The sequence below is a fragment of the Sphingomonas sp. Ant H11 genome, assembly GCF_000797515.1.
Lineage (GTDB): Bacteria > Pseudomonadota > Alphaproteobacteria > Sphingomonadales > Sphingomonadaceae > Sphingomonas.
Map to the genome: position 1 here is coordinate 1 of NZ_JSBN01000032.1, position 14,375 is coordinate 14,375.

Genomic DNA, 14,375 nt, shown 5'->3' on the forward strand with positions numbered 1-14,375 from the left:
GCGACGATTCGTCTCTCAGGAGCAACTTAACCATGTTTTCGGGATCAATCCCGGCGCTCGTCACGCCGTTCTCCGCCGACGGCGCGTTCGATGAGTCGGCGTATCGCGATCTGGTTGAATGGCAGATTGACGAGGGTTCGACCGGTCTCGTGCCCTGCGGCACCACCGGTGAAGCGGCAACGCTGAGCGTGGAGGAGCATTTCCACATCGTCGGCATCTGCGTCGACCAGACCAGGGGCCGCGTGCCGGTGATCGCGGGGGCGGGCTCCAACGACACGCGCGTCGCGATCCACAATATCAAGGCGGCCAAGGCGGCGGGCGCAGATGCCGCGCTGATGGTGCCACCGTATTACAACCGGCCCAATCAGGAGGGCATCTTCCGCCATTTCGAGGCGGTGGCGCAGGCGTGCGACTTGCCGATCGTGCTGTACAATGTGCCCGGCCGCACCGTGACCGACATCGCGGTCGAGACGGTCGCGCGGATTGCGCATGCCTTCCCCAGCGTGGTCGGCATCAAGGATGCGACGGGGGGTGATCCAGCGCGCATCGGCGCAGCGCGCGGCGTGCCCGGCGGGGTTCGTGCAGCTTTCGGGCAATGACGACATGGCGCTGGCGTTCAACGCGACCGGCGGGGTGGGGTGCATTTCGGTGACCGCCAATGTCGCGCCGGCTTTGTGCGCGGCGTTCCAGGCGGCGTGTGCGGCGGGGGACTATGCGGCGGCGCTGGAGCTGCACGACCGGCTTTTCGCGCTGCATGTGGCGCTGTTCACCGATGCTTCGCCGGGGCCGGTGAAATATGCGCTGAGCCGGGTGCGGCCGGACTTTCCGAAAGCGCTGCGCTTGCCGATGACCTGGCCGAGCGAGACGAGCCAGCGCGCGGTGGATGCGGGGCTGGCGGCGGCTGGGTTGGTTTGAGGGGGTAGGGTTAGCCTCTGGGCTTGGTGGAAAGCCGCCGTTTCGTGCCTTGGCGATTGCGGGTATAAATAGACTGGAAAGGCACGCCGGATGACCGCGAAGAAAACACGCATCATGTATATCGAGGACAAATCCGAGGGCCTGAACGGCCCCGCCCGTATTGGTCGCGTCACCCTGTCGAAATCGGGTCAGTCGGTTCACTATGCAGGTCGCACCTTTCAGCGCCTCGGTGGGCAGGGCTTCAAGGCGAACTATTTCGATACGGAGAGCGGAGCGCACTTCTGGATTTCCGGGCCGTGCAAGGATGGCTCTGATCGGCTCAACAAAGGAAGCGCAAATCCGATCGATATCGATGGTGACGTGGAAGCCGAATATTGGGCTGATATCCGAGGTCAGAAACCGCCGCGTTGAACGTTCGCAACTGGGCGGTATCTGCTGTTATCGCGCCAGCCACGCGAACATTGAAAAAATAACGGCTGCAAACCCAAATAGCGATACGATGGCCGCAGCCCATCCTGCCCAAGGGCCATATTCCTCGTTGATCCATCCAACGAGATCGGTCGTCGCCAGGAAAATCTCTTCCATATTGCGACGATACCGCAAGCGCATTGCGTCCGCTATTGGTTAAAATCTTCCATGGTCGCTCTGGCGATCCCGCCCCGCAGCATAGCGCTTGGTCGTCCCCCGTTCGTTTACGAACGAACGATGGGGGGCTGGTAGGGATTGAGCGGCCAACCCGCCGCTCAATCCTTGGCGAAAAAGCGGTCGATCACGTCGCGCGCCAGGCGGGCCGGGCGCAGGGTGGTGGCGTCGAGGCAGCACCAGCTCGATTTGACTTCGGCGAGCACGTCTTCGCCGCGCTTGATGATCGTTTCGTAGAAAGCGCGCGCGCCCTGCACCTTTTCGAGCAGCACGGTGGCGATCACTTCGTCGTCGAGAAAGGTCGGCTTGCGATAGGTGATCTCGTGCTTCAGCGCGACCCAGGCGTGAGTCGCCAGCGCTTCTGCCGGGGCAAAGCGCTGCCAGTGGCTGACCACCGCATCCTGTACCCATTTGAGATAGGAGGCATTGTTGACATGGCCCATGAAATCGATGTCGGCGGCATCGATGGCGATGGCGAAGCTGTGCGTCGCGAATTTGGGGCTCAGGCACTCGGTCATACCCTCACCTTATAGGATTGGCGCGCGCATAGCGAGCGAACAACGCGCGCGACCTGCGCAAAATGTGCGATCTTGCGGTGGGTCGGTGCCAATCTGCGCTTGTGGCTTTTGTTTCGCGGCGACAGCGCCTACATCGCCGCTCTTATGGCCCGTCCAAAGCCCCCCGTTTTCGAAAAAACCAAGATCGTCGCCGAGAACCGGCGCGCGCGTTACGATTATGCGATCGATACCGTCTATGAAGCGGGCATCGCGCTGACCGGGACCGAGGTGAAGAGCCTGCGCAGCGGCACCGGCTCGATCGCCGAAAGCTATGCCGAGGTGAAGGACGGTCAGGTGTGGCTGATCAATTCCAACGTGCCCGAATTCAGCCACGGCAACCGCTTCAACCATGAGCCCAAGCGCGCGCGCAAACTCCTGCTGCACGAGCGCGAGATCAACAAGATGCACGGCGCGGTGGCGCGCGAGGGCATGACGCTCGTGCCGCTGATGGTCTATTTCAATTCCAAGGGCCGCGCGAAAGTCGAACTGGCGCTGGCCAAGGGCAAGAAGGCGCATGACAAGCGCGATTCGATCAAGGAACGCGACTGGAAGCGCGAGCAAGGGAGGCTGATGCGCGACCGTGGTTGACGTCGTCATCCGCGCCCGCCGCACGGCACAGATCATCGCATTCGCGCGTCGCCACATCCCCACGCGGGAAAGCGTGGAGGCGAATCGCTATCTTCGTCCCGTTGCGCACCGCATTCTCGCCCCGGAATTGTGGCGCTTTACGCGTCGTTCGGTGCCGCGGGGCGTCGCTTTGGGGCTCTTTACGGGCGTCCTGTTCCCATTCGCGCACATGCCCCTGGCGGCGGTGACTGCGCTTCCGGTGCGTGCCAACGTACCGGTCGCCGTCGGGACGACGTTGTTGCACAACCCGGTCACAACGGTGCCGCTATTCTGGTGCGCCTACGAACTCGGGCATTGGGTGTTGCGGCTCGATCGCAGCGTGCCGGGCGCGCCGATTGCCAGCAATGTGAAGGCCAATGTCGGCCTGCTCCATTGGCTGGTTTCGCAGGGTGGTCCGGCGACGATTGTCGGCCTGATTTTGATCGCTGTGGCGCTGTCGGCGGCAGGTTTTTTTCTGGCCGGACTGGTGTGGCGCGTCCGCATCGGTCGCAAATGGCGCAGGCGTGCTGCGCAAAAAGGGCCGAAACAAGCGATTTGACGGAATGTGTCATGCGGTTACAACACGCTCCATTAAATGTCCGTTGAGAGGATTTTTGCATGCGTCGTTCGTTGGTCACGGTTTCCCTGCTCGCGTCTGCGGCACTGGTGGGGGTGACCCACGCAAATCCGGCACCGAAGCCCAAGGTTGCAGCGAAGGCAGAGCCCGCGCCGAAAGCGGCCGGTGCCGAGATCGGCGCGTTCGGGCTCGATATTGCCGGCATGGACACCAGCGTTAAGCCGGGTGATGATTTCGTGAAGTTCGCAGGCGGCAAGTGGGAAGCAGCCACCGAGATTCCGGCGGACAAGGCGACGTACGGTATGTTCAACCGCTTGGCCGACCGCTCGCTGGAACAGACCCGCACGATCCTGGATGCTGCGGCGAAGCGTCCCGGCGACAAGATCGGCGATTTCTATGCGAGCTTCATGGATGACGCCGCGATCAACGCCAAGGGCATCGATCCGATCAAGCCCTGGATCGCCGAAATCCGCGCAGCGGGCGACAAGACTGCGCTGGCGGTCGAGATGGCCAAGCTGCAACGGATTGGCGTGGGCGGCCTGTTCCGCATGGGCGTAGGCCAGGACGACAAGGCCCCCGATACCTATATCGTCGGGCTGAGCCAATCGGGCATCGGCTTGCCCGATCGTGATTATTATCTGAAGGACGACCCCAAGCTCGCCGACACGCGCGCAAAATATCAGGCCTATCAGGTGCAGATGCTGGGCCTCGCCGGTGTGGACGATGCCGCGGCGCGCGGCGCGGCGGTCTACGCCTTTGAAAAGACGCTGGCGACCGCGCATTGGGACCGCATCAAATCGCGCGATTCCGATCTGACCTACAATAAGTGGTCGGCGGCTGACTTCGCGGCCAAGCCCCGGGCTTCCCGTGGGAGGTCTACATGAAGACGGCGGGGACCGCAGGCCAGGGCAATTATCTGGTCGGGATGCCCAGCGCGTTGACCGACGAAGCCAAGGCTTTCGCCGATGCCCCGGTCCAGGTGGTCCAGGATTTCCTGATCCTGCGCTTGCTGCGCAGCTACGCCGGCGTTCTCGCCAAGCCGATCAACGACGCCAATTTCGCCTTTTATGGCACGGTGCTGAGCGGTGCGCCGCAGCAGCCGGTGCGGTGGAAGCGCGGCGTGGGGATCGTCAGCGGGGCGATGGGCGAACAGGTCGGCCAGGAATATGTCGCGCAATATTTCCCGCCCGCGACCAAGGCGGCGGCGGACCAGCTCGTCAAGAACATCATCGCGGCGATGAGCGTGCGGCTGGACAATCTGACGTGGATGGCCCCGGAAACCAAGGTAAAGGCGCACGCCAAGCTCGCCGCCTTTACCCCCAAGATCGGCTATCCGTCGAAGTGGCGCGACTATTCGGCGCTGACGGTGAAGCGCGACGACATCGTCAGCAATGTCGCGGCGGCGAACGCGTTTGAATATGAGCGCGATCTGCACAAGCTCGGCCAGCCGATCGATCGCACCGAATGGGGCATGACCCCGATGACGGTGAACGCCTATGCCAATCCGCCGATGAACGAGATCGTCTTCCCGGCGGCGATCCTGCAGCCCCCCTTCTTCGACGCCAAGGCGGACCCGGCGGTCAATTACGGCGGCATCGGCGTGGTGATCGGGCATGAACTGAGCCACCATTTCGACGATCAGGGGCGCAAATACGATCCGACCGGCAAGCTCGCCGATTGGTGGACCGCAGAGGACGTCAAACGCTTCACCGCGATGACCGACAAGCTGGTCAAGCAGTATGACGCGTATGAGCCGCTGCCGGGCCTGCACATCAAGGGCGGGCTGACACTGGGCGAAAACATGGCGGATCTTGCCGGGCTGGCGCTGGCTTATGATGCGTATCACCGCTCGCTTGGCGGGAAGCCTGCTCCGGTGATCGACGGGCTGACGGGCGACCAGCGCTTCTTCCTTGGCTATGCGCAGGTCTGGCGGATCAAGTTCCGCGAACCGGCGCTGCGTTCGCAGGTGATTTCGAACGAACATTCGCCCGGGCCCTTCCGCACCGCCGAGGTGCGCAACGTCGATGCCTGGTACAAGGCGTTCGGCGTGAAGGCGGGCGAGAAGCTGTATCTTGCCCCGGCTGACCGTGTGAAGGTCTGGTAAAGGCGGTATTCTGCACCGCGCCGCCTGGACGGGTGGCGCGGTGCGGCGGTGTCTGGCCGCTTTGCCCTTGACGCTCCCGGCGCATCGCCCAATGCAGGTGCGGATGGCATCGCTTCCAACGTCTCCGAACCCGTCTCGCGGCGCAGCTTTGATCGCGATTGGCTGCGGCTGCGCGGCTGCGGCGATCGTTCTGGTGGTGATCGGCAGCGCGCCGATTGCGGCGGCGTTCTTTGCGACCGCGCTCGTGGCGACGGGCGGGCTGCTGTTGTTCCGCCGTCTGTTCCCGCGCACCGCGGAACTCGCTGCCGAGCCGGATTGGAGCGTCGCGCGTACGGTTGCGGAGAGCAGCCCGGATGCGATTGCGGTGACCGATCGTGCCGGACGGTTGGTGTGCGCCAACAATCGCTACGAGACGCTGTTCGGCGGCTTTGCGACCCCGCCGGGGCTGCCGTTTGATGCGACTGGTGTGGAGCTTTTGGGGGCTGCCGGACGCGCCGCCTGGCGTGATGGCTCGGCGGGAGTCGCCCGGCTCCTCATCAAAGGCGCGCAGCTTTCCGCCGAAGTGACGCGGGCCGGCGAAGACGGCAACCTTCTGGTCTGGCGTTTCCATGCAACGCAGGGCCTGGATCTCGCCCAGACGATGGAGAATTTGATCTCGGGAGCGACGGGCGATCGACTCGGCAGCGCCGGGATCATGGCGGCGTTGATCAATCCCGACGGGCGGATCCGGGCGGCGAACCGCGTGTTGCGGGCACGTGCGATGGGGCATGAGGAAGGCGCGATCGTCGGTCGCGACTTTGCGCGCTTTCTGATCACCGACTCGCACGGCATGGCGCGGTTCGAACGCGAAGGGCTGGCGCAGAACCCGTTGCGCGTTCTCCAGATCCCGTTTCTCGATGGGGAAGACGCGCCGATGCTGGTCGCGCTGATCGACGAGGAAGAGAATAGCCAGCCTGCCATTGGCGAAAGCGCGGCGGCGCATATCAAGAGCCTGGTGTCGTTGATGCCGTTCGGCGTTGCCTTGATCGGCGGCGACGGGCGCTTCGTGCAGATGAACGACGCCTTTGCGCGGGCGGCGGCGGTCGATCCGCACAGCCCGCCCATCTATCCCGGCGATTTGCTGGTGCGCGAAGACAAGGGTGTGGTCGCCGACGCGATCCGCCGTTTTGCCGGTGGCGCGACGCATTCAACCGACCTTGCGGTGCGGCTGAAGGATCATCCCGACGAGCCGGTCGCCCTGTCGATCGCGGGTGCGCGCGGCCTCGGCAATTCGGCAGTGTTGTTGAGCCTCAAGGACAATAGCGAGGAAACGCGGCTGAAGCGCGAAGTGGCGCAGGCCACCAAGATGCAGGCGGTGGGGCAGCTCGCGGGCGGTGTTGCGCACGATTTCAACAACATCCTCACCGCGATCATCGGGCATTGCGATTTGATGCTGATGCGCCATTCGCCCGGCGACAGTGATTATGACGACATCCAGCAAATCCGCGCCAACTCCAACCGCGCGGCCAGCCTGACGCGGCAATTGCTCGCTTTCTCCCGCCAGCAGACGCTCAGGCCGCAAGTGCTGCAACTGCCCGACGTGATTTCCGAAGTCACCAATTTGCTTAAGCGCTTGTTGGGCGAAAGCGTCACGCTTACCGTCAAACATGGGCGCAACCTGGGGCCGGTGCGTGCAGACCCCGGGCAACTCGAACAGGTCGTCGTCAATCTCGCGGTGAACGCGCGCGATGCGATGATGGCGAAGGATCCGCGCGGCACCGGCACGCTGGCGATCCAGACCTATGCGGTCACCACCGCCGAAGTGCGCAAGCTCGCATCGGATATCCTTCCGGCCGCCGATTATGTCGTGCTTGAAGTGGCCGATACCGGCGGCGGTATCCCGCCCGATGTGCTGCCAAAATCTTCGAGCCCTTTTTTACGACCAAGGAGGTGGGAAAGGGCACCGGGCTCGGTTTGTCCACCGTTTATGGGATCGTCAAACAATCGGGTGGCTATATCTTTGCCGATAATGTGAAGGCTGGACCGCGCGGGCAGGCGGGGGCGGTATTTACCATCTACTTGCCGGTCCACACCGTCGGTGCCTTGGCGGAAGCGCCACCCGCACGGATTTTGCCGCGCGAGAAGCCGGTCGATCTCTGGGGCACAGGCACGATCCTGCTGGTCGAAGACGAGGACATGGTGCGGGCCGTTGCCGAACGGGCGCTGACACGGCAGGGCTATACCGTGCTGTGCGCCGAACATGGGGAGGCTGCGCTCGAACTGTTGGCATCCGGCCCAAAGCCCGATCTGCTCATATCGGACGTGATGATGCCGTTGATGGATGGACCGACCATGGTGCGGCAAGCGCGCGCGCGCTATCCCGATCTGCCGATCGTGTTCATGTCGGGCTATGCCGAGGAGACGATTCGCAAGTCGATCGATCTCGACAACGTCGCCTTTCTGGCAAAACCGTTTTCGGTACAACAGCTTGCTGAAGCGGTGCGGGCGGTATTGGGTGCGAAATGATTTGGCGCATTCCGGCATGCCCGGCTAAGGGCCTATTATGAGCGGGCCACAGACCATTTTGATCGTCGAGGACGAACCCTTGATTGCGATGATGATCGAGGATTTTCTCGATGTCTTGGGAAAGCGTCATGGCGGCACGGCGGATAGCGTTGTGGCCGCGCTGGCGTTGATTGAAGCGGGTGGCATCGACGCTGCCATCCTGGACGTCAATTTGCGCGGCGGGGAGAAGAGCTTCCCGATCGCGGCGGTGCTCGCGGAGAAGGGCATTCCGTTCGTTTTCGCGACCGGCGGGTCGCATGATAGCGTCGGGGAAGAGTATCGCGATCGTCCGACTCTGGCCAAACCTTTCACGATGGATGGGGTTTCCAAGGCATTGGCGGCATTGGGCTAATCAGGCGGCTGATGGGGGGCTGATCACGATCAACCCAACAAAGCCGGCCTGATGCGGACCCATCGCGGCGCTCTGCCGTTTCTCCTGCCACAATCCCGGCACGGAGACCGATCGTGGCACTTTCCAGCTCAGACATTTCGCCATCCGCTTTGACAAACCCGCAAAAGGTTGGTCCCAAACCGCCGTTCGAACGCCAGAGCCAGCCTTGGCCGGGCCTTGCGCGCGACATGCGGCCCCGGCCCGATCACGGTGAATCGACCTATCGTGGCTCCGGTCGTCTGGCCGGTCGCAAGGCTTTGATTACCGGTGGCGACTCCGGGATGGGACGGGCGGCCGCCATGCTTACGCGCGCGAAGGAGCCGACGTTGCCATCAACTATCTGCCGGAAGAGGAGGCGGATGCCCGGGACGTGATCGATCTGATCCGCGCTTCGGGCCGAGTCGGAGTCGCCATCCCCGGGGATTTGTGCAGCGAGGATTTCTGCGCCACCCTGGTCCAGACCGCAGTCGATACGCTTGGTGGGCTCGACATTCTGGTCAGCAATGCCGCCCGACAACAAACCCACGGTTCGATCCTCGACATTTCCACCGAGGAATTCGACCGGACGATGAAGACCAATATCTACGCGCCGTTCTGGCTCATCAAGGCGGCGCTGCCGCATCTGGCACCGGGATCGTCGATCATCGGGACGACGTCGGAGCAGGCAACCGATCCGTCAGAAGATCTGTATGATTACGCGCAAACCAAGGCAGCAACCACCAATTATGTTCGCAGCCTAGCCAAACAACTGGCGTCGCGGGGAATCCGCGTGAACGGCGTCGCACCGGGGCCGATCTGGACCCCGCTGCAGGTGTCTGGCGGCGCGACGATGGAAAAGCTCGAGCAGTTTGGTGGTCAGACGCCGCTCGGTCGCCCGGGGCAACCGGGCGAGCTTGCCGGGATCTACGTTCTGCTGGCCGAAAGTGGCGGCAGCTACGCCACCGGACAAGTCTATGGCGCAGCGGGCGGCAGCGGAATGCCGTGATCCTGCCGGTTTTTTTAAAGAGGTTGTCGTTCTACTCTTGTTCCATAAGAACAAACGCGATACACGGTGCATCACGCATTGAACGCACCCGGCGTTCGGTCTAGCGCAGGAGGCTACCAATGGCGGTATCGTTGAAGGTCATCGACAGCAAAATGGCAGCCTCAGACAAGCAAGCAGACAAAGCCACCGCAGAACGCGCCAAGGCGCTGGAAGCGGCGCTCGCACAAATCGACCGCGCCTTTGGCAAGGGCTCGGCGATGAAGCTGGGCTCGAAACAGACGATGCAGGTCGAGGTGATCTCGACCGGCTCGCTCGGGCTCGATATCGCGCTCGGCGTCGGCGGCTTGCCGCGTGGGCGCGTGATCGAGATTTACGGGCCGGAAAGCTCGGGCAAGACCACGCTGGCGCTTCATGTCATCGCAGAGGCGCAAAAGGGCGGCGGCACCGCGGCGTTCGTCGATGCCGAACATGCGCTCGACCCGGTTTATGCCAAGAAGCTCGGCGTCAATATCGACGAGCTGATCGTGTCGCAGCCCGACACGGGCGAGCAGGCGCTCGAAATCGTCGATACGCTGGTGCGCTCCAACGCGATCGACGTGCTGGTGGTCGATTCGGTCGCAGCCTTGGTGCCGCGCGCGGAAATCGAAGGCGAAATGGGCGACAGCCATGTCGGTTTGCAGGCGCGACTGATGTCGCAATCGCTGCGCAAACTGACGGGCTCGATCAGCCGCTCGCGCTGCATGGTGATTTTCATCAACCAGCTGCGCATGAAGATCGGCGTGATGTACGGCAACCCCGAGACGACGACCGGCGGCAATGCGCTGAAATTCTACGCCTCGGTGCGCCTCGACATTCGTCGCACCGGCCAGATCAAGGATCGCGACGAGATCATCGGCAACACCACACGCGTGAAGGTCGTCAAGAACAAGGTCGCGCCGCCCTTCAAGCAAGTCGAATTCGACATCATGTACGGGCAGGGCGTGTCCAAGATTGGCGAGATTCTGGATCTGGGCGTCAAGGCTGGGCTGGTCGAGAAATCGGCGCGTGGTTCAGCTATGACAGCGTCCGCATCGGGCAGGGGCGTGAGAACGCCAAGACCTTCCTCAAGGAAAATGTCGAAATGTCCGATCGTCTGGAAAAGGCGATTCGCGCACGGACCGACAAGGTCGCCGAGGAAATGATGGCGGGTGCGGAACCCGATGAAGGTGACGACGAGATGTGAGTTTCGCCCCGGTCTGCTGCGGCGGGCCGGAGCAGGGGATGGCGGCAGTGCACGGCTGCGTCCCACCACGATGGCGGTATCGAGCGCTCTCGGTGCCGTCGCAGAGACCGGGAAGGCCCGCCAGCGATGGCGGGCCTTTCATATTGCGGCGGCGGGATGGCCGGAGTGCAGAGTGGCGACCCCCGGCGTCGGGCACCGCAAGGTAGCGTGTGACTTGTGTGCCGCATCGCTGCTAGGATGCGGGCAACAAGCCGACCCGGAGAGTCCTCATGACCTTGATCGTCCACCATCTCGAAAACTCGCGCTCGCAGCGGATTCTGTGGATGCTCGAGGAACTCGGGCTCCCCTATGAAATCAAGCGCTATGAGCGGAACAAGCAGACGATGCTGGCTCCGCCCGAACTCAAGCGAATCCACCCGCTTGGCAAATCGCCGGTGCTCGAGGATACCGAGCTGGGGGATGTGATCGTCGAAACGGGCGCGATTGTCGAGTATCTGGTCGAGCGCGGCGATGGTCGGTTGGGGCCCCCCGCGCACCGCGATGGTGTGCTGCGCTATCGCCAGTTCCTGCATTATGCCGAAGGTCGATGATGCCGCCGCTGCTCGTGCTGCTGGTCGTCAACCGCATTCCGCTGCTGGGCAAGACCGCCGCCAAGCGTATCCAACCGATGATCGACGTCCATCTCGATTATGTCGAAGCCGAGCTGTCGAGCCGTCCATGGTTTGCGGGCGACACGATCACGGGTGCCGACATCATGATGAGCTTCCCGCTGGAGGCCGCGCGCAGCCGCGCGGGCCTCGATGCCTCGCGCCCGGCGACGATCGCGTGGCTCGACAAGATCCACGCGCGCCCGGCCTATCAGGCGGCGCTCGCCAAGGGTGGACCCTATGCCTATGCGTGACGGGCGTCTTTAAAGCGGATCGGACCCCGTTCGCCCTGAGCTTGTCGAAGGGCTCCTATCCCAGCGCGGTGAGCGCGCGGGGAAGAAGGGCTTCGACAGGCTCAGCCCGAACGGCTTTTGGGCGGTCCTGCTTAAGATTAACCGGCGCTATGCGTGATCGGCGCGCGGCAGTTCGTTCAGGCCGATCTCGGGAGGCTCGGGCGCTTCCAGCGTCCCCTCCCATTTGGCGATGACGCTGGCGGCGATGGCATTGCCGACGACGTTGGTGGCCGAGCGCCCCATGTCGAGGAAATGGTCGACGGCGAGGATCAGCAGCAGGCCGGCCTCGGGGATGTGGAACACGGGCAAGGTCGCCGCGATCACCACCAGGCTGGCGCGCGGCACGCCGGCGATCCCCTTGGAGGTGATCAGCAAGGTCAGCAGCATCGTCACCTGCGCGCCGATCGACAGATGGATGTCGTAAGCCTGGGCGATGAACAGCGACGCGAAGGTCATGTACATCATCGACCCGTCGAGGTTGAACGAATAGCCGAGCGGGACGACGAAGCCGGCGATCTTGGGCGGCACGCCGAAGCGCTCCAGCGCCTCCAGCACGCGCGGCAGCGCTGCCTCGGACGAGGCGGTGGAAAAGCCGATCATCAACGGCGCGCCGATATAGCGCAGCAAGCTGCGCGTGCGCGGGCCGACGATGAGGTAGCACAGGCCGAACAGCAGCGCCCACAACACTGCCAAGCCGAAATAGAAGCTTCCCATGAAGTAAGCGAGGTTCTTGATGACGCCGGGGCCCTGCTCGGTCAGCGTGGCGGAGACAGCGGCGAACACCGCCAGCGGCGCGAACATCATCACATAATTGGTGATTTGCAGCATCACCGCGACCAAGGCCTCGGTCGCGCGGACGAGCGGGGCGGCTTTCTCGCCGACCGCCGAAATCGCGACGCCGAGGAACACCGAAAAGACCACGATCTGCAGGATTTCGTTGGTCGCCATCGCATCGAAGATCGACGAGGGCACGACATGGGTGACGAACTTGGCGAGATCGAACCCGGCCTTGTCGAGCCCGGTGCCGACGGTCACGGGCGGCACCACCAGATGCGGCGTGAGGCCGAGCACTTCACCCAGCGACGCGGTGACATGGAACAGCACCAGCCCGAGCGAGAGCGACAACAGGCTCGCGCCGACGAACCACGCCACCGCACGCAGGCCGATCCGCCCGAGCGCGCCGGTGCCGCCCATATGCGTGATGCCGACGACGAGGGTCGAGAGCACCAGCGGCGCGATGATCATCTTGATCAGCCGCAGGAACACCGTGGTGATGATCGAAATATAGCCGGCGATCTCCTTCAGCCGCGCTGCGCTGGCGGGGGTGCCGTCATCGATCGTGGCGTTGAGCGTCCATCCCACGGCGAGGCCCAGCACCAGCGCGATCAGGATATAGGTCGTCAATCGCTTCGCCACATGTCACCCCTTTTTGTCGTTCGTGTCATCAACGGGAGAAAGTGCGAGCGGTCAAGCCGAAGCGCTGCGTTGCTGCGTTGCGGCGGGCGCTTTCCGCTGGCACAGTTACGCCAAGGACAAAGGGGCGCGAGACGATGAAGATGTTGACGCGGCGTGGGTTTGCAGCCGGAGCGGCGTTGCTGCCGGTGTTTTCGGCCAGTGGCGTTCTGCGCGCGGCCGAGCCCGATCTCGCCGGTTTGCGCAATATCGCCAGCGGCGCGGTGGCGATCGGGCCGGGCGAGCGCAGCGCCCGCATCGCCCGCGCGCAGGCGCTGATGAACGCGCAGGGCATCGGCGCGGTGCTGATCGAATCGGGATCGAGCCTGGTCTATTTCACCGGGGTGACCTGGTTTCGCAGCGAGCGCCTGACCGCGGCGATTCTGCCGGTCGAGGGCGAGCCGTGCATCGTCACGCCGTTCTTCGAGGAACCCTCGGTCCGCCAGACGCTGGGCGTCGCGGCTGACGTGCGCGTGTGGCAGGAGGATGAGGATCCGCTGAAGCTGGTCGCGGGCTTCCTGCGCGAGCGCAAGCTGGCGGAGCGGCCGATCGGCATCGAGGAGACGGTGCGCTATTTCGCGGTCGACGGTCTGCCGCGGGCGCTGCCGGGGGCGAAGATCGTCTCGGCCAATCCGGTCGTGCGCGGGGTGCGGATGCGCAAGACCGCGCCCGAGATCGCGCTGATGCAGACCGCGACCGACGTGACGATCGCCGCCTATCGCTGGACCTGGCCGCGCGTGGAAAAGGGCATGAAGCCTGCGGACATCGCCGCGCTGATGAACGCCGCCACACGGCAATTGGGCGGGGCACCCGAATTCGCGTTGGTGCTGATCGGCCCGGCGGCGGCGCTGCCGCATGGCAGCCACGAACCGCAAGTGGTGGCGGACGGGCAGATCGTGCTGATGGATTGCGGCTGCACCGTGCAGGGCTATCAGTCCGACGTCTCGCGCACCTTCGTGTTCGGCAGCGCGAGCACGGAACAGCGCACGGTGTGGGATCAGGTGCGCGCTGGCCAAGCCACGGCCTTCGCCGCCGCCCAGGTCGGCACGCCGGCGGGGGCGGTGGATGATGCGGTGCGCGGGTTTTATGCGTCGCTCGGCTATGGGCCGGGCTATCGCTTGCCCGGCCTCTCGCACCGCACCGGCCACGGCATCGGGCTTGACGGGCATGAGCCGGTCAACCTCGTCCACGGCGAAACCATGCGGCTGGCCGAGGGCATGTGCTTTTCGGACGAGCCGGGCCTGTATCTGCCGGGCAAGTTCGGCGTGCGGCTGGAGGATTGCTTCCACATGACCGCGAGCGGGCCGAAATGGTTCAGCGTGCCGCCGACGTCGATTGATGCGCCGTTGGGGTGAGGGGGCGGGGGATGTAAGCTGGGTGGCCAATTGTGCCGAAGCAGCCGGATTGGTGGGACGCGGACGTCGCTTTCCATGCATCTGC

General features: G+C 63.9%; 8 protein-coding genes and 6 pseudogenes. 11 read left to right on the forward strand and 3 right to left on the reverse strand.

Features of this window, described 5'->3' with window-relative positions:
- Nucleotides 1-32: 32 nt before the first annotated feature.
- Together dapA and NW75_RS07750 are read left to right on the forward strand one after the other, a co-directional pair.
- Nucleotides 33-915: pseudogene (gene dapA, locus NW75_RS07745) on the forward strand (4-hydroxy-tetrahydrodipicolinate synthase).
- 90 nt (nt 916-1,005) lie between these two features.
- The gene (locus NW75_RS07750; RefSeq protein WP_033964579.1) at nt 1,006-1,326 is read left to right on the forward strand and encodes a hypothetical protein; all 321 of its coding nucleotides are present in this window, start codon (nt 1,006-1,008) and stop codon (nt 1,324-1,326) included.
- A gap of 27 nt (nt 1,327-1,353) precedes the next feature.
- On the opposite strand, the gene NW75_RS24365 is transcribed toward NW75_RS07750, so the two are convergent.
- Entirely contained in the window at nt 1,354-1,500 is a 147-nt protein-coding gene (locus NW75_RS24365; RefSeq protein ID WP_156142992.1) for a hypothetical protein, read from the reverse strand.
- A gap of 158 nt (nt 1,501-1,658) precedes the next feature.
- Nucleotides 1,659-2,075, reverse strand: a complete 417-nt coding sequence (locus NW75_RS07755) for an acyl-CoA thioesterase (protein WP_033964580.1) — start codon at nt 2,073-2,075, stop codon at nt 1,659-1,661.
- 144 nt (nt 2,076-2,219) lie between these two features.
- On the opposite strand from NW75_RS07755, the gene smpB reads away from it, so the two are divergent.
- The 8 genes and pseudogenes from smpB to NW75_RS07795 all read left to right on the forward strand — a co-directional run bounded on the left by smpB (nt 2,220) and on the right by NW75_RS07795 (nt 11,444).
- Nucleotides 2,220-2,702, forward strand: a complete 483-nt coding sequence (smpB, locus tag NW75_RS07760; protein WP_033964621.1) for an SsrA-binding protein SmpB — start codon at nt 2,220-2,222, stop codon at nt 2,700-2,702.
- Complete coding sequence (locus NW75_RS07765; protein ID WP_052192291.1) at nt 2,695-3,279, forward strand: DUF2062 domain-containing protein; 585 nt, start codon at nt 2,695-2,697, stop codon at nt 3,277-3,279. Before smpB ends, NW75_RS07765 begins: the two co-directional genes overlap by 8 nt.
- Nucleotides 3,280-3,338: 59 nt before the next feature.
- Nucleotides 3,339-5,401: pseudogene (locus tag NW75_RS07770) on the forward strand (M13 family metallopeptidase).
- A 103-nt stretch (nt 5,402-5,504) separates the two neighbouring features.
- Nucleotides 5,505-7,906: pseudogene (locus NW75_RS07775) on the forward strand (response regulator).
- Nucleotides 7,907-7,943: 37 nt separating this feature from the next.
- Entirely contained in the window at nt 7,944-8,297 is a 354-nt protein-coding gene (locus tag NW75_RS07780) for a response regulator (RefSeq protein WP_033964581.1), read from the forward strand.
- 110 nt (nt 8,298-8,407) lie between these two features.
- A pseudogene (locus NW75_RS07785) lies at nt 8,408-9,321 on the forward strand (SDR family oxidoreductase).
- Nucleotides 9,322-9,473: 152 nt separating this feature from the next.
- Nucleotides 9,474-10,543: pseudogene (recA, locus tag NW75_RS07790) on the forward strand (recombinase RecA).
- 269 nt (nt 10,544-10,812) lie between these two features.
- Nucleotides 10,813-11,444, forward strand: a pseudogene (locus NW75_RS07795) (glutathione S-transferase family protein).
- Between the two features lie 147 nt (nt 11,445-11,591).
- Here NW75_RS07795 and NW75_RS07800 read toward each other — a convergent pair.
- Nucleotides 11,592-12,899 carry a dicarboxylate/amino acid:cation symporter gene (locus NW75_RS07800; RefSeq protein ID WP_033964583.1) on the reverse strand — a complete coding sequence of 436 codons (1,308 nt, stop codon included), beginning with the start codon at nt 12,897-12,899 and terminating at the stop codon, nt 11,592-11,594.
- A 134-nt stretch (nt 12,900-13,033) separates the two neighbouring features.
- Here NW75_RS07800 and NW75_RS07805 point away from each other — a divergent pair, with 134 nt between their 5' ends.
- On the forward strand, nt 13,034-14,290 hold the full coding sequence (locus NW75_RS07805) for a M24 family metallopeptidase (RefSeq protein WP_033964584.1): 1,257 nt from the start codon (nt 13,034-13,036) through the stop codon (nt 14,288-14,290).
- The last annotated feature ends 85 nt before the right edge of the window (nt 14,291-14,375 follow it).